We start from the raw sequence: 25,572 nt of genomic DNA, 5'->3' as shown, positions 1-25,572 counted from the left end.
CTCCGGAACGCGTTATATGACAATTACCGGGCTGGTGGGACGACGGACATGCGTATCTTGGTGTCGGCGGTGGTGCTCTCGTGCTTCTTGGGCCTGCCGTGCTCTGCACAGACAATCCTCAAATCCGAGCCTCTGATGTTGGCACCTTACGAGGTGGCTTTCGTCAAGGACGCTTCGTGTCCGTCGGGCAAGGTGATGAAAGTCACCGGGGCGATCCGCGGGCTGCACCGCCGCAAGGCCTGCGTGGCCATGCCTGGTGAGCAGGCCTCGCTGGCGACCGCGACGCCCTGATCCCCCTGCGGCTTCCTTCGGCAACCCCTCACGAATTCAGCTCAAGCTCCATCCTGGACTGGCGCTCGGCCTCGGCCTTGTTCCTGGCGGGGTCCTCGCCCGGGGCAGCCCGACAGGGTTTGATCTCGTAATCATTGTCGAGCACCCGGCGCGGCCCCGGGCGCTCCTCGTCGGCGCTGACATCCACGACCAGGCCACTCCGCTGCGCGAGCTTCCAGACGTCGGACTCGCTCGGATAGGCCTTGCTGATCTGGGCGTCGTTGCAGAACAGGGCGTAGGGCATTGCTTTCCGCTCCGGAAAGCCCGTTAACGGCCCTACGTGCCCGGGTGTTCCAGGTGGCGGTTGATCACGGGCCCGTGATCGGGCGCGCCGGGCCTTGAGTCCTTAACGAGTCCTGAATCGCGAAAAAAAGAATCCCCGGGACTCATTTGGCGGAATCAGCGGATGTTTTCCGCCATGACGAGCCACCTGAACACCTCCTGCGGGCACATGCTCCTGCCGCTGACGCTGGCGCTCCTCGGCGCCTGCACTGCCAATCTTTGGCTGGTGTGGTCTTGGCTATAAGTCTTGGCTGTGGGATCTGGCTGTCGGCCCTCTGACGGGGCCACCTTACTTTTTGGCCAGCGGGCCAGGGGCGTCGCGGAGGGCGGCGCGCAATCTGGTCAGGGTTTGCGCACAATGTTCCTCGCGCTCGCGCTCGAACCGCTCCTGATGCTTGCGGAAATTGGCGATGCGGGCCTGCATCTCGGTGCGGAAATCGCCGGTCGTCCGCGGCGGCGAAAGCTGGATGGGCTGAGGCTGCGGAGGGGCCGGGGGTGCCTCGACCTCGACCATGACGGTCTCGACCGCGACGGCCTCGATGGTCGCCGCCGAAGCCTCCGGCGGCGCGCCCGGCCGCAGGAGCTCATCCGTCCTGCCGGTCACCGATTGGACGAAGGCCAGTGTCTGCGCGATCAGCGCGTCGCGTTCCCTGATCCATTTCATGATCCACCTCAGCCGCCGCCATTCCAGCAAAGCGGCTGCACCGAATCAAGACGGTTGACAAGGGTTGCATATTTTTCCCGGTCGCCCGAAAGTGGGCGAATGGAGTCCGGAAAAGAACGTTCGGCCGAAGTGGATGGCTTGAGGCTGATCCGCGCGTTCCTGTCGCTTCCGCCCGACAGGCGGGCGGAGGTGATCGCGTTCGTGGAGGAATTGGCGCGTGCCCATGGCCGGCCCGAGGAGGGCACCAAGGCATCGCCGAGATAAGCTATCGCTCGCGCGGGTTGACGTTGGGCTCGAACGGCGCGCCCACCACCCGAACCGGCCTCTGATCCGAGATCCTGGTGACGTCGATCACAGTCCGCTCGGCCACAGTCCGCTCGGCGACCTGCCTCTCGGGGGCCGGCTGAAACACCGGCTCAAGCAGCGTCAACGTCCCGGCCACGGCGCCACAGAATAGTGTCACCGTCGCCAGCAGAAACATATTCCGGTTTTCTTCGCGAATTCGCATGGGTCGAGAACGAACGACGTGCGTCGTTGGTTCCGCGCGGCCCTCTGTTCGGGACGCGAATGCCGTCGACAGCGCCAGCAGAAATCCCGAGGCGATGACGAACCGCACGGCCGTCATCACAACCTGACCACATCGGCGGCGTTCGCTGTATGATGTCCCGCATCGCAATTTCGACTCGCGCCCGTCAGATGATCGCCAATCGTCCCCCCGTGCTGGCTCACGAACGCTTCGTCGCCGACCGCGATAATTTCGCGGGCCTCGATCTCGCCGCGCGGTTCGAGCGGATCGAGCAGACCAACCTTTGGGGCGCGGCCAGCTCGGTGTCGGGCCTCGGCTCGGAGGACACCGCCACCGCTGCCATCCGCGAGGCGCTTCCGTCATTGCTGCAACGGCTCGGCGCGCGCTCGCTGCTTGATGCGCCCTGCGGCGATGCGGGCTGGATTGGCCGCATCAAGCTCGATCTCGACTACATCGGCATCGACATCGTGCCCTCGCTGATCGCCGCCAACAACCGGCGCGTGGCGGACGGCGAGCTGGCCGGCCGCTTCCTCGTTGCCGATATCACGCGCGATGCCCTGCCGCGTGCCGACCTGATCCTGTGCCGCGACTGCCTGGTGCATCTGAGTTTTGAGAACATCGCCCGCGCCATCGCGCGCTTTCGGGAGAGCGGGGCGCAATTCCTGCTCGTCACCACGTTTCCGGAATGGGAGCACAATCGCGATTGCGAGGACGGCGACTGGCGCGCGCTCGACATGACCAAGGCACCGTTCGACTGGCCCGCGCCGCGCGCGTTGATCGACGAGCGCTGCGAGGAGGGCGACGGCGGCTGGCGCGACAAGAGCCTCGGCCTGTGGCGGCTGGGCGATTTGCCGGATCGCGTCCGCTTGGCCACGGACGTGTGACGGCTGCGGTGTAACGACATTGCGTCGGTGATGGCGGTGCGACCGTCGTGTCCCGGACGCGCTGCAGCGCCTCCGTCGTCGAGGCTTGGTCGCTCGCGTTGTTCACACAGGTGGGGCAGTGGCTGGATGAGAACGTAGCCGGGCGATACGTGAAGCTCGTCATCGGCATGCTTCTCGGGCTTGCCGCGTTTTTCTTCGTCCCGGTGGTTCGCGGAATCCTGGGTCTTTGATGGTGCCGGCTGAGGGGATTGAACCCCCGACCTTCGGTTTACAAAACCGCTGCTCTACCGCTGAGCTAAGCCGGCGACGCCTGAAAGACGCGGGCAGGGCCGGCAGGCGCCGGGGCTGTCCGCCCGTGCGCGCCGCAATACCAGACTTGATCGGAAAGTGCCAGAACCCGAGAGGTCGTGGCACCAGCATGAAATCAGGCGGCCCTCGGGGCCGCCTGATCTCTCGCATCGATTTAGATCGACTTACTGGCAGATGTGCCGGCGGCCGTCTTGTCCCTTGAACCAGGTGCCGGGCGTGCAGACGAAGTCGTTACGCTCGGCATAAGAGCGGGTGTCCCAGCTGCGATTGTCCCAGGAATTATTCCAGCGATTGTCGTAGGCATAGGAATTGTCCCAGGCGCGGAACGGTGCGGTCGCGATCGCGCCGGCGGTGCCGATCGCGGCGCCAGCTACGCCGGCCGCGACGTCGGTCGGCCAGAAGCCGGTGCGGCTCCTGTTCCAGTCGTTATTCCAATCGGCATTGGTCTGCCGGTGGGACACGCGGCGCTGGCGGTTGCCACGATCGGTGTAAGGGTTGCCGGGGCCGAGATTCTGGCAGTTGGCGTTGGGGAATTGCGCCGAGCAGCGGCCGGGTTCGTTGACCACAGACTGCGCCATGGCAGAGCCCGCCAGCATGGTCGCCGCAATCGCCGTCGCTCCGAGAAGTCTAATCGTCATGGTTGTTGGCTCCCATTTTGTTGACGAGAGCTAAACACTCACGGCGCCGGACGTTCCGCTGAAACCGGGAATTTTGAACGCTCAACCGAAGGTGAGCGCGCGGCGCGGTTCCGTGCCGCCGCGACCTGCGGCGTTAACGCTTCACTAGCCCGCTTCCCAGCATTTGAGCGGCGCGCAATCCTTACGCATTAGGCTTACCGGAAGTTGGTGAGCGGGCCTTAACCCTCTCTACGTCGTGATCGGCTAGGTTGCAGCCGCATAACCGGGGTCTCCTCATGCGCGCTGTAGCGCTCGCCGCCTTTCTGATCGGATTGCCTGCGACCGCGTTTGCCGGCGAGGGCTTCGATATCGTCATTCCCGGCCGTCCCGGCGTGCCGATCATCATCAACAATATCGACGCGTCCTATGCGGTGGTCGAGGGTGTCTGGGGACTGGGCAAGAACCAGCAGGTGCAGCCTACGATCTACGGCGGACGCTATATCGCCGAGCGTCAGCCCGACAATGTCGGCCACTATTATCCGACGCTGGGCCTGCGGCCCGGCTACGGCCGGCTCGAAGTCGAGCCGCCCGCGAACCGCAAGTTGCCGAAGCCGGCCGAGAGCTATCACCAGAGCTGGGGCGCGCAATCGGCGCCGCTGCCGGCGCAGATGGATCCGCCCGTCGATCCGCCCCCGGTGATCTACGCGCCCGAGATCAACAATCGTCCGCGGCCGCCGCGACCGCGGCCGCATGTCGAGGTCCCCGGCAGGCCGCCGGGTTAAGAAACGTCAAAATCCAACAACACGGAAATCAACAGGAGAGAGTAATGCGTCAGATGATTTCGGGACTGGTCGCGGCGGCTGCCGTGATGTTCGCCGCCACCGCGCCGGCCGCGGCCTGCGGCTTCAATCCGTGCCAGCCGGTCGCGCCGGTCTATTCCGGCTGCAACACCGGCTGCGGCGGCTACGGGTACGGCTATGGCTATGGCGCCTATGAGCGTCTCGCCGAGCCGACCACGCAATATTACTACGTCAACCAGGGCCCGACCTACACTGGCCCGGGCGCCTTCGCGCCGTATCCGACCTACCGTGAGGACGCGGTCGTCGCGCCCGCAAACTACGGATATGGCTATCGCGCCGCAGTGGCTCCCCATCACCGCCCGTACTACCGTCCGTACCGTTACGGCTACGGTCCGCGCTACGGCTATCTGCCGCGCGTGAACTACGGCTACGCCCACCGCCACGCTCCGCGCTACGGCTACGCCCACCGCCACGCGCCGGCGCCGTACTACGGCGGCCACCGCGTGCTGCGCCGCTATTACTGATCTCTGATCGGTCCAAGTAACGAACGCCCGTCCGCGTGATGCTGACGGGCGTTTTGCTTTTCGATACAAGGCGAAGGAGCTAGCGCTTCATCAGCCCCAGCCGGCTCGCACCGACATAGAGTGCGAGCACGGCGGCATTCGACACGTTGAGGCTCTTGATCTCGCCGGGCATGTCGAGCCGCGCCACGACGCTGCAGGTCTCGCGGGTCAATTGCCGCAGACCTTTTCCTTCGGCCCCCAGCACCAGCGCGAGCGGCTCGCGCAGCGCGACGTCCGAGAGGTCCTCGCTGCCTTCGCTGTCGAGCCCGACGGTCTGGAAGCCGCGTTCGTTCAGCCCGGTGAGCGCACGGGCGAGATTTTGCACGGTGACGACAGGCACCAGTTCGAGCGCGCCTGAAGCGGCCTTCGCCAGCACGCCGGTCGCTTCCGGACTGTGGCGCGCGGTGGTGACGATCGCCTTGACCGCGAACGCGGCGGCCGAGCGCAGGATGGCGCCGACATTGTGGGGATCGGTGATCTGGTCGAGCACCAGCACCATGCCCTCCTGCTTCAGGGTCTCGATATCGGGCGAGGGCAGGGGGTCGGCTTCGGCGAGCAGGCCCTGGTGCACGGCGTCGGGCGAGAGCAGACGGTCGATCTCCTGAGGCCGAACGATCTCGGGCGTGACTGGGGTCGCGATGTTTTCGTCCGCGAGCCGCTTCGCTGCGTTTTCGGTCAGCGTCAGCTTGCGGATCCGCCGCGCCGGATTGGCCAGCGCCATGGTGACCGTGTGCCAGCCATAGAGGATGGCCGGTCCGTCGGGGTGCGAATCGCGGTCCCGCCAGGCCGGCCGGCCGGCCGATTTCCCTGGTCTGTTGAAGGGCTTAGCCCCGCCGCGGGAACCCTTTGGTGCGAATTTTCGATCCTTCATGGGCTCGCTTGTGTCACGGGTCCCGGAATATGGCAATTTGAGCGCCCGCGAGGGCGATTTTAGCTGTTCGCCTCGGTTGACTTTACCCCACCGCTTCGCCCATAACCGCGCCCGGTCGCGCCCCCATCCGGGCTGTCGCGGCCTCACGTTCCATGGCCGTCTTCGGTCCGCCGGCAAGGTCCGGCCCGATTGTGCTGCCGTCGAGCGGGGGAGTGTCCCGAGTGGCAAAGGGAGCTGACTGTAAATCAGCCGCCTCATGGCTTCGCAGGTTCGAGTCCTGCCTCCCCCACCAGCCTTCGCTCGCTTCGCGAGCTACGGCTAGGCAAGCCAGCACAAATGCTCGTGGCGCGAAGTGAGCGAAGGCTGTCGCGCCGTAGCCCGCAGGGCGTAGGCGGACACCGGCTCTCAGCATCGGTCATCCCATCATCTCCCTGGCCATAGGCATCACCTTGCGCCCGTGGCGTTCTATCGCGCGATCCGCACCACCATCTTGCCGAGCGCCGCGCGCGTCTGCATGGCTCTGAACGCCTCCCGGAAATCCTCGAGCGCGAAGACGCGGCCGACCACGGGCTTGAGCTGGCCGTCGGCGAGCCAGCCGGTCAATTGCGACATCAGGCGCTTCTGCAGCTCGGGCTCACGCAGCGGGATCTGAGCGAGGTCGACGCCGAGCAGGGCGCCGCCTTTCAGCAGCGGGAGATTGAAGGGCAGAGCGGGGATGGCACCGGCCGCAAAGCCGACCACGAGATGGCGTCCGCGCCAGGCGATGGATCGAAAGGCCTGCACCGAGATCTCGCCGCCGACGGGATCGAAGATGACGTCGGCGCCGTGTCCTCCGGTCAACTCCTTCAACGTGTCGCGCCAGCCGGCCTGCGTATAATCGATCACGGCGTCGGCGCCGTGCGCCTGCGCGAATTCGCGCTTGTCCGGCGTCGACGCCGCCGCGATCACCCGCGCGCCGAGCAGCTTTCCGATCTGCACGGCTGCGATCCCCGTGCCGCCGGCCGCGCCCAGCACGAGCAGCTGCTCGCCTGCGCAGAGCGAGGCGCGTGCACTGAGCGCATAGAGCGCGGTCAGATAATTGGCGCGAAACGAGGCGGCGACCTCGGCCGCAACGCCGTGCGGCAGCGGATGGAGCGCTGCGGGGCTGACGACGATCTCCTCGGCAAGCGCGCCGGAGCGCGTCATCCCCATCACGCGCATGCCGGCCTGATAGCCGCCGGGTGCCCCGGGCGCGTCCGTCACCACGCCTGCGAACTCCGTCCCGGGAATGAAGGGCAGGGGATCCTTGGTCTGGTAGCGCCCTTCGATCTTCAAGCCGTCGACGAAGCCGATGCCGGCGGCTTCGACGCGGATGCGCAACTGGCCCGGCTCCATGGATGGAGGTGGGACGTCCTTGAGCTCGATCTGATCGATTGGGGCGTATTGCTCGACGACAACGGCTTTCATGTCCCGACCTGTGCTGTTCCAGTTGTCCTGACAGGTCCCACGACCGGCCTCTTGCGTCTACCGCCACATCCCCCGCATCCGCGCGCCGATGTCGATCTTCGGCCCCTGCGCCGCGGTACGCGCGCCACCCGCGGCGGCCTTCGGCCATGCGGTGCGCTCGAACAGGTAGACCAGCTGCTCCGGGATGAAGCGGGTGCGCGAGGCGTAGACGTGGCGGTCGCCCTTGGCAGCCTGGCCGTGGGTGAAGAAGCGCTGTGGCACGACGAGGTGGAGATCGTCCTTGGCGCGGGTCATCGCGACATAGAGCAGGCGGCGCTCCTCTTCCAGTTCAGCGCTGGTGCCGGCGCCGAGATCGGACGGCATGCAGCCGTCGACGACGTTGAGCACGAACACCGATTTCCACTCCTGGCCCTTGGCGGAATGGATGGTGGAGAGGATCAGATAGTCCTCGTCGCGCAAGGGCGGACCTGATTTGTCGCTGGTCGCATCCGGCGGATCGAGCGTGAGCTCGGTCAGGAATTTCTCGCGGCTGGAATAGCCGCTCGCGATCTGCTCGAGCTGCATCAGGTCGGCGCGGCGCGTCTCCGAATCCTCGTGGATGCGATCGAGATGCGGCTCGTACCACAGCCGCACACGCTCGAGATCGACGGGCCATTCCGAATAGCGCAGGTTCTGGGTCGTGCGGACGAAGTCGGTCCAGTCCGCCCCGGTGCGCGCCGGCACCGGAAGCTGGCCGAGCGTATGAAGCGGATCGGTGCTCTCCGCCATCTGGTCGAGCACGCGCTGCGCAGTCGCAGGTCCAATGCCAGGCAGCAGATGCAGGATGCGGAAACCGGCGACGCGGTCGCGCGGATTTTCGGCAAAGCGCAGCAGCGCCAGCACGTCCTTGACGTGCGCTGCGTCGAGGAATTTCAGCCCGCCGAACTTGACGAAGGGAATGTTGCGGCGGGTCAGCTCGATCTCGAGCGGACCCGAATGCGAGGACGTCCGGAACAGCACGGCCTGGTGCTTGAGCAGCGCGCCTTGCTCGCGGTTCGCCAGCACCTCCTCGACGATGTAGCGTGCCTGGTCGGCTTCGTCGTGCACGGTGACGAGCTGCGGTTTGCGCCCCGAGCTGCGGTCGGTCCACAGGTTCTTGGTGAAGCGCTCGCGGGCGAGACCAATCACGCCATTGGCCGCGGCCAGCACGGCCTGGGTCGAGCGGTAATTGCGGTCAAGCGTGATCATCTCCGCGCGCGGCGAGAAGCTCTGCGGAAATTCCAGGATGTTGCGCACGGTGGCGGCGCGGAACGAGTAGATCGACTGCGCATCGTCGCCGACAACGGTCAGTCCGCGCCCGTCGGGCTTCAGCGCCAGGAGGATCGAGGATTGCAGGCGGTTGGTGTCCTGGTATTCGTCGACCAGCACGTGGTCGAAGCGGCCGCCGATCTCCTCGGCGATCAGCGCATCGCTCATCATCTGCGACCAGTACAGCAGCAGGTCGTCGTAATCGAGCACGTGCTGGGCCTGCTTGGCCTCGACGTAAGCGGCGAACAGTCCCTTCAGCTCGGCAGCCCAGCCCGCGCACCAGGGATAATGCTGCCCCAGCACCTTCTCGATCTCCATCTCCGCGTTGACGCACCGCGAGTAGATCGACAGGCAGGTGCCCTTGGCGGGAAAGCGGCTCTCGGTCCTGGACAGGCCGCGCTCGTGCCGGACCAGGTTCATCAGGTCGGCGGAATCCTCGCGGTCGTGGATGGTGAAGGCGGGATCGACGCCGATCCGCTCGGCATATTCGCGCAGCAGCCGCGCCCCGATGCCGTGGAAGGTGCCGGCCCAGGTCAGCGCCTCGCGCATGATCGCGGCGTTGTTCTCGCCGAGCACCTTGCGCGCGATGCGCTCGACGCGGCCGGCCATCTCGGCTGCCGCGCGGCGGGAAAACGTCATCAAGAGGATGCGGCGCGGATCGGCGCCGGCGACGATGAGATGCGCGACGCGGTGGGCCAGGGTGTTGGTTTTGCCGGAGCCGGCGCCGGCGATGACGAGCAGGGGCGCACCCAATGTCGTGCCGTCGGCCACGCCATGCTCGACGGCGCGGCGCTGCTCCGCATTGAGCGTGTCCAGATATGTCGCCACGAATCGCCCCGGTGAAAGGCCGAGAGTCGGCCATCCCATCGCGAATCGCAATGCAGCTGGACGAAACCGGGTTTAGGATTTAGGGGGAAAGACAGCCCAAAGTTCCCGCAACCCATGGCCGAGATGACCGAGCTCAAGCCCGACCAGTTCGAGATGCGGCGGCTGGAGTCGCTCAGCAACACCATTTTCGGCGTCGCCATGACGCTGTTGGCCTACGATCTGCCCAAGGCCGCGGTCTTCAGCACCGCGCCCGACTGGAATGATCTGGCACGGGTCTATTCCGGCAAGCTCGCCGGCTTTGCGCTCAGCTTCATCATCGCCGGTGTGTTCTGGATCAGCCATCACCGCCGACTGGCACGCCAGCCCGTCGGCAGCCGCGGCATGGTGGTCCTCAATCTGTTTTTTCTGCTCTCGATCGTGCTGCTGCCGGTGACCAACGGCCTCTACACCAATTACGCCACGAGCAGCGCAGTGGCGGTGCTCTACGGCCTGCATTTGACCACGATCGCCGGCCTCAATGCCTTGCTGTGGTGGACGATCCTACGCGGCTGGGGCCGCGAGATCATGGCGTCCCTGTTTCCGGTTGCCGTGTTCATCCCGGGCACGATCGTTGCGGCGTTCGCGCCGCATTTCGCGCCTTTCGTGTGGTTCCTCGCGTTTGGCGGGCTGCTGATCCAGCGCTTTTACGTCGAGCCGAACCCGTCGGCCGGCACGTAAAGCTTGACCGGGCGGATTTCGTAGACCGCGGTCGGATTGACCGCCCGCAGCTTCCGCGCCGCGGCGATCGCCTCCTCCTCTGTGGCGCATTGCATCAAATGAAAGCCCAGAAGCTGCTCCTTGGTCTCGGCAAACGGCCCGTCCAGCACCATGCCCGCGCCGGGGCCACGCAGGGTCCGGGCCTTTCGGGTCTCGTCCAGACGGGCTGCCGGTCCAAACTGGCCGCTTTCCCTGAGCGGCGCTTGAACCTCGATGACTTTGGCCACGACGGCGGCGTCCTGCTCCGGCGTCCAGGACATGACCTCGTCTTCCACATGGTAGGCCAGGATGGCGTAAAGCATCGTCACCTCGTTGTTTTTCTGCACAGACACCAAGGACGTTGCACCGCAGGCGGTGCCGACAATCCCGAAGCAAAATATTGCGCCGCCCGCAAGCGACGAAACCGTCCTGAAACCCGATTGCACCCTTGCCGCGTGAACGCGGCCGGAAGCGGTCGCGACTGATGGACCATAAACAACAAGGTTTTGCTGGAGGCGGCAATGTCGGGTCACAACACCAGGATCATTTGCGACGCACGTCGCGCCAAACCATCGGAGACGGCCGATCTGCACGATCAGAGCGGCCATCACCGCTACTACGGCAGCTCGGCCGAGAACGGCGGCGAGCGCATCGTGGAAAGCCGGCGCGGCAAGCGTCCGCGCGCCACCAACGTCTGCGGCTTCTGAAGCTTGCGGCTACCGTCTGCCTGCCATGGACGTCCTGCAGATATCGATCGCGGCGATGCCGTTTCTGGTCTCGCTCGTGAGCCGCAACGGCAAGGCCATTGCGCCGTGCCTGCTCGCGAGCATCGCCACACTGGTGCTCGGCGGGGAGCCGCACCGGGCAGTCATAGCCTGGTGTGTCGGCATATCGATCGCGGCCGTCGCGTTGCGCGAGCGGCTTCGCACGGGCTGACCGAACGAGCGCTCCAACGAGCGCCAAGAAAAAGGCGCGGCGGGGAAACCCCGTCGCGCCCGATTTCGTGCTCGCTGGTCCAGGGCTGAGACCGCCCCGATGCCAAGCTTCTAATCGGAGCTTAGCGGGCGACCCCAGCGAGGTGACAGCGCTTGGTAAGAGACACTGGATCACCTCCTTTCGTTGGTTTCGGAAGATCTCAATATAGGCGGCATGGCGGCGGCTGTTAAGGGGGGCGGCGAGTCCGGAAGGAACCGGTGCGATTCGCAGGGCCGAGGACATGCCGGAACGCGGCGTCCTCAGCAGTTGAGACCGTCGCCCGGCCGTGTTAGGGAGCCCGTAGCGCGGGTGTAGCTCAATGGTAGAGCAGCAGCCTTCCAAGCTGAATACGAGGGTTCGATTCCCTTCACCCGCTCCAATGTTTTCAATCACTTATCGGATTTCTTGATTCCCATTCCGACAAGACGGCAGAATCCATTCCGACAAATGTTCACTTTCTGGCCGTCTGCTTGCGCCGCTTGATGCGCTTCATCTGTGCGTCCTGCTTGGCCTCGTCGTCATGATGAAGGTAGTGCGCCATCGCTTTGGTCGATGACCATTGGCCCTTCTTCATCAGTTGCGTTTCTGTGAGGCCGGACGTGCTCGCCTCGGTGGTCCCGCCATGCCGGCCAAATGACGTGAAGGTGAGCTCAGGACGCAAGCCCGCGGCCAGAATGATCTTCTTCGAAATGCGCTCGACCTGAGTCAGCATTTCGCCCTTGCCGCTCCAGGGCAAACTACTACCATCTCGCCGCAGCATCAGGCCGCCCGTCGGCCGCAATGCTTTCATGGCGTTAAGCTCGGCCATTAGCAGGGGATAAAGCGGTTTGCCCTTCCTGTCGTAGAGGGGCTCCCATGAGCCCGTGCTCGTCTTGTAGTTGATGACATAGACGTGGTTCGGGCGGCTTTCCGGCCGATAGTGCTCCGCCATGAATCGGATGAAGATATGAGCCTTGCGCTGCAGCCATTCCCAACCGATCAGGACACCCGTTGCCAATGACGGATAGCCCAACTCGATCGCTTTCGCACGGAACGCTGCCAGCTCGTCAAAATTAGCATGTGGTGTTTCGCGCGAGGTCGACTGCAGGCCCATCCTCTCAAATGGGTTCTTCGCCGGAAACAGATGTGGGTGCGCCCGTGAGATCGTGTTCCATGCGCCGCGAGCGGTCTTCATCGCGTGGTTCACGGTCGTGCGGCGTTCGACCCTTTCGCCGTTGACATCTTTGTAGAGTAGCTTCTCGAACAGATCGTCCGCAAACGCCGTATCGATGCTCGAAACGCGGAGCGTGCCAAGGCGCCTTCCGTCCTTCAACAGATATTCGCATATCATCTTGATGCCGGTCTCATGCACGCGGCATTGACCGGGGCTCAAAGGCTGCAAACGCTTTGCCGTCTTCTGTTTCCACGTTCGACGATACTCGTGAAACATCCAGTCCAGCGTTCCGATCACTACTCCAATGCCCACGGGATTTGCATCATCACCACCCGTCAGCCAGCTGTCGAACGCAGGCAGCAAGATCTTCTCGGCGCGCTGCACAGCCAACTGGTAATCGGTGCCAAGCGGTTCGTTCTTGACTGGGCAACCTTTTTTACGTGCCCACGTTGGCAGGTCAAAAAAATACGCGAGGCTCCCTTTCTGAAGGCGTTTTCGCCTTGTGTAGCGAGGCAGCGGCAGCGCCGAGCGTCCCATCCTCATCATAGCAAACTCCTGGACACCTCCGGATCGTCCTCAGGATCTATTGGAATCGATCTTTCTTCCCGTATCAACACGGAAATGCGTCCGTCAGGCCAAATCTCGACGCGCACGACTTTGCCACCACTGTCGAGGACACCTCTAACAGCGCGCTTAATGTCTGCTTCAGTAAATCGGACTCTCGACATCCAAGGCGGTGGGTGCGGAAGCTAAGGCGCAGTTGTTCGTTCATTCAATCATGACCCGCAGTGATTGCTCCACTGAAAGTAGAAGAAGCTTGGTGTGTGGTGAAGCATCTGAAGGGGTTTAGACTCGAAGTAAGGAAGAGCGATCAAAGGAAAGGCTAACGATCATATTTCGTTGAGATAGTAAAAGCGGTGAGCTGTGGACTGCGCTGCCATTCTCGCCTGTGAGCGAAAGGCAGCAGCGAGCCTCACGCTTGAACGCGTCCATTTCCTTCGAGATCGTGCAATAGCTGATGTTACTCATCGTGACTGATCGTGCTGCATTGCCAATTTGCGATAGCGATCGCGGTACGACTGGCTGAAGAATCTCGACATCCCTCCTGCCGGCTACCGCATCCTGATACTTCTCCGCGATCTGCTCATGCAATCTTGCCTCCATTGATCGAGGGATCTCGCGCGAATATTGTCATCACGTCGGTTCCGTATCCGCTCAAAGCTCAGAGCGCACAAACGAATTGTGCTGACACTTCAATGCAAGGCGATTGCACCGTTGTGCGACGGATTCTGGCCGTATCGTAACGATGAGGAGGACGGTTCGAACCGATGATGACCTACGGCGGCCCCAAAATGCTGGTTGTTTCCTGAAGCGTCTCGTCCCTCGAGTTTCCATTCGCTATCTCCCAATCACGGCTGGAGTACAATCAGGCCGTCCGCCCCCAACTGACACGACCGTCTTGCCGACGTCGGCCGATGGACCGCGGATCGGGATCCGCCCCGCCTTTAGCAAGAAGAGGGTCGCACTCGATCTTGAATAGCTTGGGACGGGCCCTTTCCTTGGGGCGGCGCTTGTGAAACGCCGGCTATTTTAAGCCATGAGGAATGGCGGCCCGGCCGGAGTTCAAATCCCGTCCATCGCCCGAACAAGCAAATAACCGAACTCGATTGACATTTTGCTGCATTAATTATGCTATGAAACAATGGATATCGAACTTGCCAGAACTTTCATCGAGATCGTTTCAACCGGTAGTTTCATCAAAGCTGCGGACCGCTTGCATGTCGCGCAGACCACGGTCAGCGCGCGTGTGCGCCTCCTTGAGCAGCAGCTCGGGCGGCCGCTGTTCGTTAGAAACAAGGGCGGTGCGAGCCTCACCCCGGCGGGCGAACAGTTCCTTCGTTTCGCGCCGACTTTCGTGCAATTGTGGCAGCGGGCAAAACAGCAAGTGGCAGTGCCGGAAGGACACAGCGCGGTCTTGACGATTGGAAGCGAAGTCAGCTTGTGGCGACCGCTTTTGACCGATTGGGTGAGGGAGATGAGGCGATCACACCCGGATATTGCGCTTCGCGTTCACGTCGACGTCCCTCAGGATTTGGTTACGCACGTTGCTGCCGGGCTTGTAGATATCGCGATCATGTACGCTCCCCAGCATCGACCAGGGTTGGAGGTCGATCTGGTCATGGAGGAAGAGCTCGTTCTCGTGGCAACCGATCTCGCAAAGTATCACGAGAATGATCCTCGATATGTTCACGTCGAATGGGGTTCAGAGTTCGCTCTTCGTCATGCGGTAAGCTTTCCGGAAACCGTGCCGAGCCTCGTAACAAATCTCGGTCCGCTTGCGCTGAGCTATATCCTCCTGGAGGGAGGTTCCGGATACTTCCGAATGCATGCGGTTCAGTCACATATTGCCGAGGGCGCACTTCACCTGGTTCCTGGCGCGCCTCGGTTCTCGTTCCCCGTTTATGCCACACATGCGACCAATGTTGATGCCGCAGCGTTGGAGGCGGCACTCGTCGCGCTGCGCAAGGCCGCAAGCGTCGGGAAGTAGCTCGACAGGAAAGAGTGGCGACTCGTTCAGCAGGAACACGTGCAATCGCGTCAGCATTGGCGAAATGCTAATGGCGACGGTCGCCAAGACCGTCACCATGCATCATCGTCACGCTGTGCCGCCGATTAGGTCGGCGGTGATACTTCGCTCGCTCGCACTTCAAGTACCGCGAGCCTTCGTTCCCTACCACGCTCGGTCCAATGAATTGACTGCCCAGGTCCAAGTCCAATGAGGGCGGTGCCAATCGGACTAAGAACCGAGATGCAGTGAGCGGTTCTGGCTTCGTGCGGAAGAACGAGACGACCGCGACGAAGATGTGAGGTTCCAAGCTCGACGAACTTCACCTCGCATCCGAGTCTTACGGCCGAACTCCATGCTGCGGTGTCTGAAATCAAATCGGCGCGATCGATCTCCTCTCGAAGGGGGCAATCGGTATCGACGCTGCTCATCGGCGAGTCTTGAAGCAGGCTGAGCAGCTTTTGTCGGTCCATCCTCGTTAAAACTATGGACGGTCGGTCAGGACGTCTCTGCCCAGCGTTGGTCATGGTACTCTTCTCCCGGAGAGCAGCATCTTCCTATCGGCAGCGCTCGACGACAAACGAGTTTATTTGACCGTTCGATGCAATGAAAATGCTGGGCTGAGCGACACAGATCCAGTGCGACAGCGTGGCTAGAAAGCGCGCTGTGCAATAGCGGCAGGGCCACCGTGACTACCGCACGACCGTGGAGATTCCGGGTTGGGTTTCACGGGCAGGACCAACTTGATCCGCGATGGGTTTTCAAGCTCGTATCTCATCGCGGTTTCATTCCGCGGAGATCGGATGGTGTCTAAGTACGAAGGTAGGAAGCAGTTCGCGACAAAACGGCGCGGACCAACGGAGTATCTTGATTTCGCGGGCTGTCGCGCCAACTATGTTGGCATGAATATCATTGTGCTCGATCAACAATATTGCGTCGAGGGCTACCTGCAAATAGGCAGGTGACCCGGGCAGCCTTAATGGCTGTCCGGGCATAACTGTTTCTAAAACAATCTTTCCTGCTCTGTCACGAGATGCGTAGCACGCGCTGCGCGCTCGTTTGACATGAGCCTGTCGGCGAACGTGCGCCGCGATACGAAGCTAGGTCAGTCGGCGACGGGGCAAGCTGCCGCACTATCGAGCTAACACCGAAGGAGTTCAAGCGATGACAGAGGCGAGAGAGATCGGGGGAGTGTACATGAATGCGGCGAGCGATGTAGTTGCGACCATTGCGGACCATAGTCGCAAAACCGTGCAACTGGCCGGCAACAATACGTTGCAGTCATTTGCATACCTTGCCCGACTTGCAGGCGCCAAAACTGGAATGGAAGCGATCGAGGTTTCAGACGGGTATTATCGAAATCAGGTAAGTGCGCTGGGGCAGCACGCGAACAATCTAATCGATCTAACCCGGAGGATGCGAAGCATATGTCTAGCCCCCTCTGAACGCCAAGAGGCGGACGAAGGCGTCTTACCAGCTCATGAAAACTGAGGAGTATTGCGCGATGCCGAACATCCGAGTCGAGTCCACCGGGCAATTGCCCTCGATCGGCATAGCGCGACGAGACCATGCGCGCCTTGAACGGTTAGCCGATGATGCCGTGAAAGAACGTCATCCGGTAGGCAGGTTCCTGATGTCAGAGATTCGTCGGGCCGTCGTGTTCGATACGAACCAGATACCGGTTGGTACTGTGCGTCTCAACGAGTGGGTGACCTACAGGGTCGATGGTGGTCGGCACTCCGAAAGCAAAATCCTAGTGTGCCCGCACGATCTTAGAAACGGGCTGATGGAACTATCGGTCCTCTCACCGCTTGGTGCCGCCCTTCTCGGAATGAGCGTTGGGCAGCGTATGAAGTTCTTCAGTATCGGGGGCGGGCTTCATTCCGTCATTGTCGAAAGCGTCCTGGCACCGGCGGGAGCACCCGTGTTGTTTCCGGCACAATCCCGCCGCAGAGCCGGTCGGGCTCCCACTAGCTCTCCGGGGCCCGATGACGACGGCCCTCAGGCGGCTTAGGAGCGCATGTGTTGGAAGAGAGCTGGATCGCTCGACAATTCTTAAAGGAGTGGGAAATGCAGCGCGACAGAGTAGCTGAGATCAGACCGCCGATTGCCATTGATGCTGATCATTTCGCCAGACTATCGGCGCTCTCGTCCATGGCAAGCGGGCCGATGGCCGAGGTATGTGAGTATCTTCGGGAGGAGCTCGACCGAGCGCATATCGTCCCCGCAGATAAACTGCGTCCCGATATCGTAAGTTCCGGCAGTAAGGTGCAATTTCGAGATGAACAGACCGGAAAGATTCAAGAAATCGTCCTAGTTTATCCGCATGATGCCGATATCGGACGCCGACGTGTGTCGGTGCTGACGCCGGTCGGCGCCGCACTTTTGGGGCTTTCGGCCAATCAGACGATTTCATTCCGCACCAGAACCGGCGAAAGGCGCGAGCTCACCGTGCTCAAGGTCGGCCGCGACGACTAGTTGGCGCCGAAGAGAGAACGTGGGCGCGATGGATGCCGTCGCGCCCACTTTGATCCAATCAGCTCTTTGCTGGGCTGCGATTGATTGGCCTACCTAATCCGACCGATATCTATCGTGTCGCGGATGCGCATCGTGCTCGATCTTCCAAAGGGTCCACACGAGGGCAATGCCCAGGCACACAATAATTGCCAAAAGGAGCAATGTCAGTTGGGGCGCTGTGAGCGCGGGGGTGCCCATCGAATGCTTGACGATATGTTCGAGCGGCAGAGGCATTGCATCCGTTCCAATCGTCCGCGTTCAGTGTCCCCATGGGGCCTCCTGAGTAGTCGCCCAGTGTGCGGGTCTTGCAAACGAAAAATGTTGTCAGTTCTCATCGAGGAGAATGTTAGGTGCAACGGCCGGCAAGTCGTGCGCCCATGGTCGTTTAGACTGAAGAAGCCTCGCGCCAGTTTCCTTTGGCTAATCGGCATCAGCTGATGATCATTTTCGCTTGTCAAATGTTGATCGACGTGCAGGTTGACCTCGGCGTGATCCGCGCGCCAGGAGCGGGAAAAATGCCGACCGACCATGCCCCCGAGGAACCATTGCAGGGCCGGCGACGTTCCGAGCTTCAACGTATGTCAAACCAAGGACTCTGATGTACAGAAGGATTCTCCTGGCTTTTGATGGATCACCGGATGGCCGCGACGCACTCGTTCATGCCCAGAGTGTGGCGGCCGCGTGTGGTTCGAGAGTTCATCTCGTTGCGATCGTTGAATCGCCCGAGCGAATGCTCACCGTCGAGGCAGGGGCATTGTCCTTCGTGAATCAGGGAGTAGAGACGCAGGCAGTGCTCGACGAGGCTGTGAGGCAGCTCACGGGCACCGGATGCGCGGCAGCAGGCAAGCTGGACTACGGGAAGCCGGCGGAGCAGATAATGCTCGCCGCCGTTGAGACAGGCGCGGATCTGATTATCGTCGATCGCCGAGATCACGGAGCGCTCGCCCGCTACTTCAATGGCCTGGCAGATAGGTCGACCTTGTCTCCACTGCCATGCAGCGTGCTTGTAGTGGCGAAGTCTGAGCGCACGCAAGCAGTTTAATGCCCATAAGGCTCTGACGAGGTTACCGGGCGCGCAGCCTCAGCATTTCCTTTTGTCAGACCCCAGTGCACCACAAACCCCTCCCGGTCTGACGCCGACTGATGATGCTCGCCTGAATCGGGTTCGCAGCATTGTAACTGTGCGTCAAAAGTCCGCAGCTGCCTTGGGATCGTGTCTTTAGAGCATACATGAGAGCAATGATGTTTAATCGAGTTTCCAAGCAATCTCCTCGCAGCCCGGGGTATCGACAAATCCGCTCGTGAACCGGGCGTGCGCCGCATCGCTTGCTCGCGCCCGGAGGTCCGAAGCCCCAAATCTGGTCCCGCAATGAAGCAGGGGCCTCGTCTTGCGGTCACAACCCTTGCCGCAGGAAATCCATTCGCCAAGCCACGCATTCAGCGCGGTCGCGGAGAAGGTCCGCGGGCTTGGTTGCCCGCCGAGATTGGAGAGATTAGTCGTGACAAGAAGAATTGAGACCCGAGAACAGCGCGAGAGACGGGAACTGGATGAGGAATTGGACAGGCAGCTGGAACAAACATTTCCCGCGAGCGATCCGCCGAAAATCACGCGCTCTGCTCCAGCTAGGGGAGGCAGGTAGGCAGAACGGTCCGGCCCGCGTGGCTTCTGCGACCGCGGGTCATTGACGCCCTGACGGGGGGCTTTCCCCATACTCTCCGCGCAGACAATACAGGCGCGCGGGCGCTGCGATTAGGTGTTTTTGTATCCGCGCGCGAACTTGGCCTTGATCCATCGTGAGCGCGAGAAAAGTTTGCTTGTCACGAGACAGTCAAGTCTCGCATCGCGTTCGGTTGCCGGTCAATGCGAGACTAAGACGCTCGGGAGGTGCTCCGGCCGAGCAAGATCTCCCTAAGAACGACGGCATCGTTGTGAGCAGCATCATGCGCTGCGAAAACGAGGGTAATACGCCCGCGTTGGGCAAGGGCGCGTAGCTCGTCAAGCCGCTCGCGGTGCTGGCGCATCTCTTCCAAGTAACGGCGGCGGAATTCGGTCCAACGATCGGGATTGTGCCCGAACCATTTCCGCAGCCCGGTGCTAGGCGCGATGTCCTTGGCCCACAGGTCGATCGCGGCGTCCACTTTCCTGACACCGCGGGGCCAAAGACGGTCCACCAGAATTCGCGTGCCGTCACCGGAGTGAACATCATCGTATGCGCGCTTCAACTTGATATTCTCCGCGACAATCTTGCTTCCCATCGATGCCTCTCCCTTCTCTCGACCGGTCCGTTCGATTCCGAGCGACGAGCTAATCTGTTCCGATTCTACTAGATGATCTTGTGACTGTATCTGCCTGTGCAGTCTTGCTGACGACGTTGATCGGCTCGCCGGAGGCCTTGGTCGAATTCCGCACGTTGTTTGCGGAAATGGCGATCGAGATGAATAGCGCCCCGACCACCACCCACACCGTCAAGCCACCGATCCCATCCTCTGCCCACGGCGCTGCCGATGAGGGGCGGCCATGCGACGGCAATAGATCGATCAAGCGACCAGCCAGCACGATTGCCTCCGACGGAGACCATTGCTCGCTCTTCGATCGTGAAATCGTCGCGGCAAAGCTTTGTATTGCCTGAGCCTTTGAAAGGTTGGTTAGGCGAGCCGCCTCCTGCCAGGGATCGACGTCCTGGCGTGCGAGTAGTGACAAGACGCTCAAGTTGCTCTGATCTGTCTCGCATATCGAGGCAAACAGGAATGCGTCGTATTGAGAGTCGAGACCGCACAGTCCGGCCATGATATCCTCCGATGACCTCATTGCTTCATCGGCGCTGCGGCGTCCTTCGCGCCGTCGGCGGCATCTGATTGAACATCACAAGATTGATCGATGCCTCTGTGGAACCTTGGGCACAGGGGCACCCCGCCGGGTGTCGTCGGGGGCACCATGCGACTTCACGGAAAAGCGCGTAATCTTGAGGGGATCGCTTGCCGGAAATGTGCCCTCCAGCTCATCGTTCAGTCGACGATCGATCTCTCTCTTCTCCCAATGCGCAAATGATTCTCTGGCGGTCACGACAATCTCTCTTCGTTTCTGCATGTGCCGCGCGACACGAAAGATCTGCTGGCCCCACGTGGCTATGCGGCGATGGCTTCAAGCTGCTCGACTTGCTTGCGGTGTAGCAGCAGCAAGTAGATTAGCTTTGCATTCAGTTTTGAATCGAAGATGTCGACGACGGCATCCTCGATCATGTCGGCCAGCATGGCCTGATTGCGGCTTGCAAATCTGATCCGGCTTCGGAGGCTGCAATCGATACTGGGAACGGCGTCCGCTGCCTTGGCGCGAAGCATGCCGGTCCCGCCTCTCGCGGCAATCTCCTTTCTGAGCAGGATGCAAATCGCTCCCTGGCCCATTTCGGCCTCTAAAGCCATGTCTGCAAGATGAGTGCAAGCCGCGCGACCGATCGCCGCGTATGCGGCCAAGCCGATGTGTTCGCCGTCAAGCAGTTGCTCGAGAAATCTCAGTATCTCCTCTTTGGACCAATAGCCAAAGTAGCCGGAGCTGAGTGCATTCGCCCTGAGAGGAGAGGGCGCAAGCTGCCGTATTGTGACGTCTGCGTTTGTCTGTTGAGGTAGCCGGGCTTTCCGCATGATGTCGTTTCCCTGCGAGAACGAGAAAGAATCCGCAGTCCTTGGCTCATTGAGCCATCGTTGGGCTGCCGCGCACCAGTACCGGCTATTCGGTCGAGTTCTACAAGCGAAAAGTATTGCAAGTTTTCATCAAGAATGTTGTTGGCTTGTGGGAGCACGAGGGTGCGCTCGCGCTAGGCGCCTGTCGCGCTTTCCTGACCTTGCGCCCACGCAGCGAAGATGCGAGCGGCTGTGGCGGCTGAAGTCAGGCCGCGCGTGCTGCAGAACGCTCTCGCTCGATGCGTTCAGTGACGTCGCGGGCCATGGCGACTGAGCCAAGCACGCCGTCGCCGCCCTTCACGAGGGCAAAGGTCATCTCAACGTAGAGTTTGCGTCCGCTCTTATGCAGGGCCCGTGTCAAAGTCGGACGACCTTGCAGCTTCATGACGCCGGTTGACATCGCTGCGTCAAAGCCCCGCCAGTGCGGAGCGCGCAAATGCTCCGGAATGATCAGATCGAGACGTTGGCCGAGCGCCTCTTCAGAGGAGAAGCCGAACATGGCCACGGAGGCGCGATTCCATCGCGCGATATCACCCGATCGGTCGGCGTAGATGACGGCATCAGCAATTTGATCGAGAATTGCCTCAGACAACAGTTCGTTTTGCATGGGGCCCTCCGGTGAACGGTGTCCAATAGCCCTGATCGGGCGGTCGATCGTCAACTCTCGCGAGGCGCCGGAGTTCACGGTTGCGGCACTAGAACCGTTGAACACATCGGAGGCGACGCTCAAGCGTCAGACTCAGGAGGATAGATCAATTTTCTTGATCGTGATGCGCAAACTTTTTCGCTTGTGTTGAGTGAGCCGTGAGCGAAAATAGCGAGGTTCGACCCGCCAGGAGTCCGCCATGAATACGCCCGACGACCATCCGATTGCACTTCCTCCAGTCATGCTTTCAGAAGCGGATCGAGACAGGCTATACGCCATGGCTATCTCCGCGCTGACGAACAGCCGTATGGCGTCGTCCGCATCGAACGTACTACGGGAGATATCTCGGGCGAGAATCGTCCCTGATGACGAGCTCCCAGAGAACGTCGTAGCAGTCAACTCGCATGTGGACGTGCGCGATAATGTTACCGGCACGACAAGGCAGGTCGTCCTCGTCATGCCCCACGAAACGTCGGAACAACCGAACGCGGTTTCGGTATTGAGTCCCCTGGGAGCAGCCTTGATCGGACTATCGGAAGGCCACTCGGTCGATTGGTGTTCAGCAAGCGGCGAGCCGAGCAGCGTGACGGTCCTCCGGTCGACAGCGAGTTCGGAAAAATCGCCAGCCCGTGCCGATCGGCATGTATCGCGCGGTCAGTCCCGTTCATGAAGGATTGGGTCCCATGTGGCACAATTTCGCGGCCGCGCACGACGTCCGTGCTGTCGAGCGTGCTGTCGAGGTCGAGTGTCACATCCGATTGAACGGCGCTTCGTTCCGGCCGAGCTCGCGGTGCTCGGCCGGTCTCTTCGGCGAGTTCTGATATCATTGCCCCTCGCGCCGGCTAGAATGGATCGCCGCGACGAGCAGCGATCCTCTGTGCTCGTTGTCTGCCTCGAAGGTCAGGAGAACTTCTCGGCAAACTGCTTTGCCAGAGCGTCGGCGGTAGCATCTGCGATTTGATAGATGTGATTCTTCATCTCTTCCCAGGTTTGAGCCTCGGCATCGTACTGATGATCGGTCAATTGCTGGATCTGCTGGATGTGATGACTACCGTGGGCCTGGAGCAGGCCGTTCACTGTATCCTTCTGCAGATATGGGTTTGCCTTGCTCAGAAAGCTTGCAATCTCCTCAGCGTTCGACGTCAGAGACTGAGTCGCCGCGCCTTGCCTGGCGGCGTCGCCTGCGACCGTCGCTGCAAGATAAGCTTTTACGGCACCATAGTGCCCCGCAAGGAGCTTGAAGAAGGCGTCCTTGGCCGCTGCGCCGTAGAATGGCTCTACGGTCGCGGCGATGGATTGAGCGTTGGCAACGGCTTGTCGTTCTGCCGTTTTTGCGATCGCTCCCTGTTTTTCGATCGTCGCGAGCGAGACGGCTCTTACCCAGAAAATGTGGCCGATCCAAAGATCGCGGAGCGTGGCCGCCGTCTCGGAAGTCTTGTCGGTGCGAGCGTTTACCTTGTTTGGGCGCGAGCGCCTGGCGGCGGCGAACGCGCTGTTGGAGAGAGGCAGAAGACCGGCAATAGCGGCGCCGACGGTGAGAAGCTCACGACGATGGGCAAGCTGCCGTACTACGTCTCGCGACATCAAAACCTCCTTGGGCGGACCTGAGCCGCTTTGTTGTGTGCTTGAGAGAACTGTATTCATCTGTGGTTGAGGGACGCAAACGAAATTCGTTGCCAGTTCAATGCAAGTTCGATGCAGGTGGATGTTCGACCGACAGCGTCGGATCCCTTGTCGCTTCGTCGCATGTCACACCTTCGAGCATTCTCGAATTGTGCGTTGGTGCCGCACGAAATCCTGCAGCAACAAAACTGATATCAAGTGTTGATACATTTCGTTTGTCAAACTTGATCCCGGACATACGTTGATGACGGCTTAATCGTGCAGATCGTTGCGCCGAACCGCGTGCTGCTGAGGAATGCCGAGATGATGCGAACTTCCGCAAGGTTTCTTTTCGAAACGCTTCGGCGAGCCTTCGATGGTCGGTGGCGTCGACACCGTCCTGAAGGCTCAATGGCTATCGGCCATCTTTGCGCCAGCAGCTTGAACGTGTCGATGAAGGTGCCGGCCGCTCGCGCCGTCCATTGGGCCAAGATTACCAGATGCTCGGGCGGTCAGGCGTGTTGCTGCTGGCCGCGCACGCAAGTACGGAGAGGAAACCCGCAATGTATAAGAAAATCCTGTTGGCTTTCGACGGCTCGCCCGATGGCCGCGAGGCACTGGCGCAGACCGAGACGTTGGCGTCAAGGTGCGGCGCGACGGTTCATCTTCTGGCGATCGTCGACGCTGCCGAAAGCATGCTCATCGGCGAAGCGATGACTTATATCCCGCAAAATCAGCAGTTTGTGATGCAGAAGGTGCTGGACGAAGGCGTCAAGCGTTTCCAGCGCGCTGGATGCATCGCGACCAGCGAGATCCGGCATGGGAGGCCGGCCGAACAGATAGTGCTGTGTGCTCGCGAAATGGGCGCCAAGTTGATTGTTGTGGGCCATCGAGATCAAGGGACCCTTGCGCGCTGGTTGAGCGGATCGGTGGGCGAGTCGATCTTGCATCAGCCGCCCTGCAGCGTTCTCATCGCTATAAAGCCCCAGCGGACGGCGAGCAGCGTCGCGCCGATACCGCAATCGAAGGCGAGGAGGAGAGCATGAGCTTCGTGTTCAGAATCTCTCGTCTGTCGGCGCTCCTGCTGTTTGCCGCTGCCGTCGCGATGCCGTCGGGCGAGGTTCTTGCAAAGGAGATCGTCTTGGGAGCGTCGGTACAACTGACGGGACCCGTCGCCAATACCGGCCGCTACTATCGCGACGCTTATCAGCTCGCGGTCGATCGCATTAATGCCGCGGGGGGCGTCAGGATTGGAAACGATTCATACAAGCTCACGCTCAAGCTGTACGACAATCAGTCCGACGTGAACTTGAGTGTGCGTCAGTACACGCAGTTGGTCTCGCCGGACAAGGTCGACTTCCTGCTGGGGCCGTTTGCGAGCAATTTCGCGCTGGCGGATTCGGCCGTCTCCGAAAAATACCGAGTTCCAATGGTGCAGGGGGGCGGCGCGTCCGACCAGATATTCTCGCGCGGCTTCAAGTTCATCTTCGGGACGCTGGCGCCGGCCAGCAACTATTTTGGCTCGACGATCGAGATGTTGAAGGGGCTCGATCCTGCGCCCAAATCGGTCGCGCTGCTGTATGCGGACGATGCCTTCGACGTTTCGGTGGCGGAGGGGACTCGACCAAAATTAAAGAAGGCGGGTCTGACGCTGGTCATGGACGAGCGATACAGCACGAACGCCACGGACTTCAGTTCACTTCTGTCGCAGATCAAAAGCAAGAACGTCGATGCGGTGCTGGTCGCCGGTCATGAGACCGAGATCCTGAATTTCGTGCGACAGGCGAAGAGCCTGGCCGTCGCTCCGAAGATGTATTCCTTCACTGTGGGCGTTCCCAGCGAGGATTTCCGCAAGGCGCTGGGTAAGGATGCCGATTACGCCTTCGGCATGACGGCCTGGCTGCCTTCGGCAGACCTGAAGGACCGCTGGTTTGGCGATGCCGCGCAGTTCGCGGCCGTCTACAAGGCGAAGTTCGGCTACGACCCCGATTATCATGCCGCCTCCGGCGTCGCCGACGTACAAGCCCTGGTGCAGGCTGCGGAAATGGCAGGCTCCACGGATCCCGTGAAGGTGCGCGACGCGCTCTCGAAAGTGAAGTTCGACAGCCTGTACGGTCCGGTCGAATTCAATGAGAGCGGCCAGATCGATCTGCCCCAGACGGTCATTCAGGTTCAGGGTGACCGCTTGGTCGCGATTTTCGGCGGCAAGGGCAAGATCGCGCCGCCGAAATATCCCATGCCGGCCTGGGACGTGCGCTAGGCAGACTGCAAACGGGCCTTCGGCTGAGAAGAG

At 61.4% G+C, this 25,572-nt stretch carries 30 protein-coding genes and 3 tRNA genes; 17 read left to right on the top strand and 16 right to left on the bottom strand.

The features are described from left to right. The first annotated feature begins 48 nt into the window (after window positions 1–48). Entirely contained in the window at window positions 49–291 is a 243-nt protein-coding gene (locus WI560_RS20165) for a DUF6719 family protein (protein ID WP_028137189.1), read from the top strand. Between the two features lie 28 nt (window positions 292–319). Here WI560_RS20165 and WI560_RS20160 read toward each other — a convergent pair whose 3' ends face one another. The 3 genes from WI560_RS20160 to WI560_RS20150 form a co-directional block, all read right to left on the bottom strand. Beyond that, entirely contained in the window at window positions 320–574 is a 255-nt protein-coding gene (locus WI560_RS20160; protein ID WP_375304575.1) for a hypothetical protein, read from the bottom strand. A gap of 327 nt (window positions 575–901) precedes the next feature. Beyond that, on the bottom strand, window positions 902–1,276 hold the full coding sequence (locus tag WI560_RS20155; protein ID WP_375304574.1) for a hypothetical protein: 375 nt from the start codon (window positions 1,274–1,276) through the stop codon (window positions 902–904). Between the two features lie 265 nt (window positions 1,277–1,541). Continuing rightward, window positions 1,542–1,892: a hypothetical protein gene (locus tag WI560_RS20150; RefSeq protein ID WP_375304573.1), complete on the bottom strand. Its 351-nt coding sequence runs from the start codon at window positions 1,890–1,892 to the stop codon at window positions 1,542–1,544. An 80-nt stretch (window positions 1,893–1,972) separates the two neighbouring features. Here WI560_RS20150 and WI560_RS20145 point away from each other — a divergent pair, with 80 nt between their 5' ends. Beyond that, window positions 1,973–2,686 (top strand): class I SAM-dependent methyltransferase, encoded by a 714-nt coding sequence (locus WI560_RS20145; protein WP_375304572.1) that lies wholly within the window; start codon window positions 1,973–1,975, stop codon window positions 2,684–2,686. 230 nt (window positions 2,687–2,916) lie between these two features. Here WI560_RS20145 and WI560_RS20140 read toward each other — a convergent pair. Beyond that, window positions 2,917–2,991: transfer RNA gene (locus WI560_RS20140), tRNA-Thr, on the bottom strand. Window positions 2,992–3,159: 168 nt separating this feature from the next. Further along, the gene (locus tag WI560_RS20135) at window positions 3,160–3,633 is read right to left on the bottom strand and encodes a hypothetical protein (protein WP_375304571.1); all 474 of its coding nucleotides are present in this window, start codon (window positions 3,631–3,633) and stop codon (window positions 3,160–3,162) included. 275 nt (window positions 3,634–3,908) lie between these two features. On the opposite strand from WI560_RS20135, the gene WI560_RS20130 reads away from it, so the two are divergent. Next, window positions 3,909–4,394 (top strand): hypothetical protein, encoded by a 486-nt coding sequence (locus tag WI560_RS20130; protein WP_257180613.1) that lies wholly within the window; start codon window positions 3,909–3,911, stop codon window positions 4,392–4,394. 44 nt (window positions 4,395–4,438) lie between these two features. After that, window positions 4,439–4,936 carry a hypothetical protein gene (locus tag WI560_RS20125; RefSeq protein ID WP_375304570.1) on the top strand — a complete coding sequence of 166 codons (498 nt, stop codon included), beginning with the start codon at window positions 4,439–4,441 and terminating at the stop codon, window positions 4,934–4,936. A 79-nt stretch (window positions 4,937–5,015) separates the two neighbouring features. Here WI560_RS20125 and rlmB read toward each other — a convergent pair whose 3' ends face one another. Next, complete coding sequence (gene rlmB, locus WI560_RS20120) at window positions 5,016–5,846, bottom strand: 23S rRNA (guanosine(2251)-2'-O)-methyltransferase RlmB (RefSeq protein ID WP_375304569.1); 831 nt, start codon at window positions 5,844–5,846, stop codon at window positions 5,016–5,018. Between the two features lie 206 nt (window positions 5,847–6,052). Between rlmB and WI560_RS20115 the strand changes: the two genes are divergently transcribed. Then, window positions 6,053–6,138: transfer RNA gene (locus WI560_RS20115), tRNA-Tyr, on the top strand. A 173-nt stretch (window positions 6,139–6,311) separates the two neighbouring features. On the opposite strand, the gene WI560_RS20110 is transcribed toward WI560_RS20115, so the two are convergent. Both WI560_RS20110 and WI560_RS20105 read right to left on the bottom strand, forming a co-directional pair. Then, on the bottom strand, window positions 6,312–7,292 hold the full coding sequence (locus WI560_RS20110; protein WP_375304568.1) for an NADPH:quinone oxidoreductase family protein: 981 nt from the start codon (window positions 7,290–7,292) through the stop codon (window positions 6,312–6,314). A 57-nt stretch (window positions 7,293–7,349) separates the two neighbouring features. Continuing rightward, entirely contained in the window at window positions 7,350–9,407 is a 2,058-nt protein-coding gene (locus WI560_RS20105) for an ATP-dependent helicase (protein WP_375304567.1), read from the bottom strand. 123 nt (window positions 9,408–9,530) lie between these two features. On the opposite strand from WI560_RS20105, the gene WI560_RS20100 reads away from it, so the two are divergent. Next, window positions 9,531–10,124 carry a TMEM175 family protein gene (locus WI560_RS20100; protein ID WP_375308876.1) on the top strand — a complete coding sequence of 198 codons (594 nt, stop codon included), beginning with the start codon at window positions 9,531–9,533 and terminating at the stop codon, window positions 10,122–10,124. Here WI560_RS20100 and WI560_RS20095 read toward each other — a convergent pair. Next, the gene (locus tag WI560_RS20095) at window positions 10,091–10,465 is read right to left on the bottom strand and encodes a YciI family protein (protein WP_375308875.1); all 375 of its coding nucleotides are present in this window, start codon (window positions 10,463–10,465) and stop codon (window positions 10,091–10,093) included. The genes WI560_RS20100 and WI560_RS20095 overlap by 34 nt on opposite strands. Before the next feature lie 198 nt (window positions 10,466–10,663). On the opposite strand from WI560_RS20095, the gene WI560_RS20090 reads away from it, so the two are divergent. The 3 genes from WI560_RS20090 (at window position 10,664) to WI560_RS20080 (ending at window position 11,496) form a co-directional block, all read left to right on the top strand. After that, the gene (locus WI560_RS20090; protein WP_257180603.1) at window positions 10,664–10,849 is read left to right on the top strand and encodes a hypothetical protein; all 186 of its coding nucleotides are present in this window, start codon (window positions 10,664–10,666) and stop codon (window positions 10,847–10,849) included. A gap of 25 nt (window positions 10,850–10,874) precedes the next feature. Then, entirely contained in the window at window positions 10,875–11,078 is a 204-nt protein-coding gene (locus WI560_RS20085; protein ID WP_257180602.1) for a hypothetical protein, read from the top strand. Window positions 11,079–11,422: 344 nt separating this feature from the next. Beyond that, window positions 11,423–11,496 (top strand) — tRNA-Gly (locus WI560_RS20080). A 72-nt stretch (window positions 11,497–11,568) separates the two neighbouring features. Here the strand turns inward: WI560_RS20080 and WI560_RS20075 are convergent. Further along, a complete protein-coding gene (locus WI560_RS20075) occupies window positions 11,569–12,816 on the bottom strand; it encodes a hypothetical protein (RefSeq protein ID WP_375304566.1) in 1,248 nt (415 codons plus the stop codon). Window positions 12,817–13,972: 1,156 nt separating this feature from the next. On the opposite strand from WI560_RS20075, the gene WI560_RS20070 reads away from it, so the two are divergent. Further along, on the top strand, window positions 13,973–14,818 hold the full coding sequence (locus tag WI560_RS20070; protein ID WP_375304565.1) for a LysR family transcriptional regulator: 846 nt from the start codon (window positions 13,973–13,975) through the stop codon (window positions 14,816–14,818). Between the two features lie 125 nt (window positions 14,819–14,943). Here WI560_RS20070 and WI560_RS20065 read toward each other — a convergent pair whose 3' ends face one another. Beyond that, entirely contained in the window at window positions 14,944–15,267 is a 324-nt protein-coding gene (locus WI560_RS20065; RefSeq protein ID WP_375304564.1) for a GreA/GreB family elongation factor, read from the bottom strand. A gap of 766 nt (window positions 15,268–16,033) precedes the next feature. On the opposite strand from WI560_RS20065, the gene WI560_RS20060 reads away from it, so the two are divergent. From WI560_RS20060 to WI560_RS20045, 4 genes are all read left to right on the top strand, one after another. Next, window positions 16,034–16,327 carry a phasin family protein gene (locus tag WI560_RS20060; RefSeq protein ID WP_375304563.1) on the top strand — a complete coding sequence of 98 codons (294 nt, stop codon included), beginning with the start codon at window positions 16,034–16,036 and terminating at the stop codon, window positions 16,325–16,327. After that, window positions 16,317–16,850 carry a GreA/GreB family elongation factor gene (locus tag WI560_RS20055; protein ID WP_375304562.1) on the top strand — a complete coding sequence of 178 codons (534 nt, stop codon included), beginning with the start codon at window positions 16,317–16,319 and terminating at the stop codon, window positions 16,848–16,850. The genes WI560_RS20060 and WI560_RS20055 overlap by 11 nt, the downstream gene beginning before the upstream one ends. An 11-nt stretch (window positions 16,851–16,861) precedes the next feature. Next, entirely contained in the window at window positions 16,862–17,314 is a 453-nt protein-coding gene (gene rnk, locus WI560_RS20050; RefSeq protein WP_375304561.1) for a nucleoside diphosphate kinase regulator, read from the top strand. A 637-nt stretch (window positions 17,315–17,951) separates the two neighbouring features. Further along, window positions 17,952–18,395 (top strand): universal stress protein, encoded by a 444-nt coding sequence (locus tag WI560_RS20045; RefSeq protein ID WP_375304560.1) that lies wholly within the window; start codon window positions 17,952–17,954, stop codon window positions 18,393–18,395. An 827-nt stretch (window positions 18,396–19,222) separates the two neighbouring features. On the opposite strand, the gene WI560_RS20040 is transcribed toward WI560_RS20045, so the two are convergent. The 4 genes from WI560_RS20040 to WI560_RS20025 all read right to left on the bottom strand — a co-directional run bounded on the left by WI560_RS20040 (window position 19,223) and on the right by WI560_RS20025 (window position 21,638). Continuing rightward, window positions 19,223–19,609 carry a DUF488 domain-containing protein gene (locus WI560_RS20040; protein ID WP_375304559.1) on the bottom strand — a complete coding sequence of 129 codons (387 nt, stop codon included), beginning with the start codon at window positions 19,607–19,609 and terminating at the stop codon, window positions 19,223–19,225. A gap of 49 nt (window positions 19,610–19,658) precedes the next feature. Beyond that, the gene (locus WI560_RS20035; RefSeq protein WP_375304558.1) at window positions 19,659–20,141 is read right to left on the bottom strand and encodes a hypothetical protein; all 483 of its coding nucleotides are present in this window, start codon (window positions 20,139–20,141) and stop codon (window positions 19,659–19,661) included. Between the two features lie 338 nt (window positions 20,142–20,479). Then, window positions 20,480–20,992 (bottom strand): hypothetical protein, encoded by a 513-nt coding sequence (locus WI560_RS20030; protein WP_375304557.1) that lies wholly within the window; start codon window positions 20,990–20,992, stop codon window positions 20,480–20,482. Between the two features lie 244 nt (window positions 20,993–21,236). After that, window positions 21,237–21,638 carry a PAS domain S-box protein gene (locus WI560_RS20025; RefSeq protein ID WP_375304556.1) on the bottom strand — a complete coding sequence of 134 codons (402 nt, stop codon included), beginning with the start codon at window positions 21,636–21,638 and terminating at the stop codon, window positions 21,237–21,239. 238 nt (window positions 21,639–21,876) lie between these two features. Between WI560_RS20025 and WI560_RS20020 the strand changes: the two genes are divergently transcribed. Then, the gene (locus tag WI560_RS20020; RefSeq protein ID WP_375304555.1) at window positions 21,877–22,347 is read left to right on the top strand and encodes a GreA/GreB family elongation factor; all 471 of its coding nucleotides are present in this window, start codon (window positions 21,877–21,879) and stop codon (window positions 22,345–22,347) included. Window positions 22,348–22,577: 230 nt separating this feature from the next. Here WI560_RS20020 and WI560_RS20015 read toward each other — a convergent pair whose 3' ends face one another. Next, window positions 22,578–23,261, bottom strand: a complete 684-nt coding sequence (locus tag WI560_RS20015) for a hypothetical protein (RefSeq protein WP_375304554.1) — start codon at window positions 23,259–23,261, stop codon at window positions 22,578–22,580. 581 nt (window positions 23,262–23,842) lie between these two features. Here WI560_RS20015 and WI560_RS20010 point away from each other — a divergent pair. Both WI560_RS20010 and WI560_RS20005 read left to right on the top strand, forming a co-directional pair. Beyond that, a complete protein-coding gene (locus tag WI560_RS20010) occupies window positions 23,843–24,325 on the top strand; it encodes a universal stress protein (protein ID WP_375304553.1) in 483 nt (160 codons plus the stop codon). 59 nt (window positions 24,326–24,384) lie between these two features. Beyond that, complete coding sequence (locus WI560_RS20005) at window positions 24,385–25,539, top strand: amino acid ABC transporter substrate-binding protein (protein WP_375308874.1); 1,155 nt, start codon at window positions 24,385–24,387, stop codon at window positions 25,537–25,539. Window positions 25,540–25,572 lie beyond the last annotated feature (33 nt).

Source organism: Bradyrhizobium sp. A11, from assembly GCF_042077125.1.
Taxonomy (GTDB): domain Bacteria; phylum Pseudomonadota; class Alphaproteobacteria; order Rhizobiales; family Xanthobacteraceae; genus Bradyrhizobium; species Bradyrhizobium japonicum_B.
This window is presented reverse-complemented; position numbering and strand designations above follow the sequence as displayed.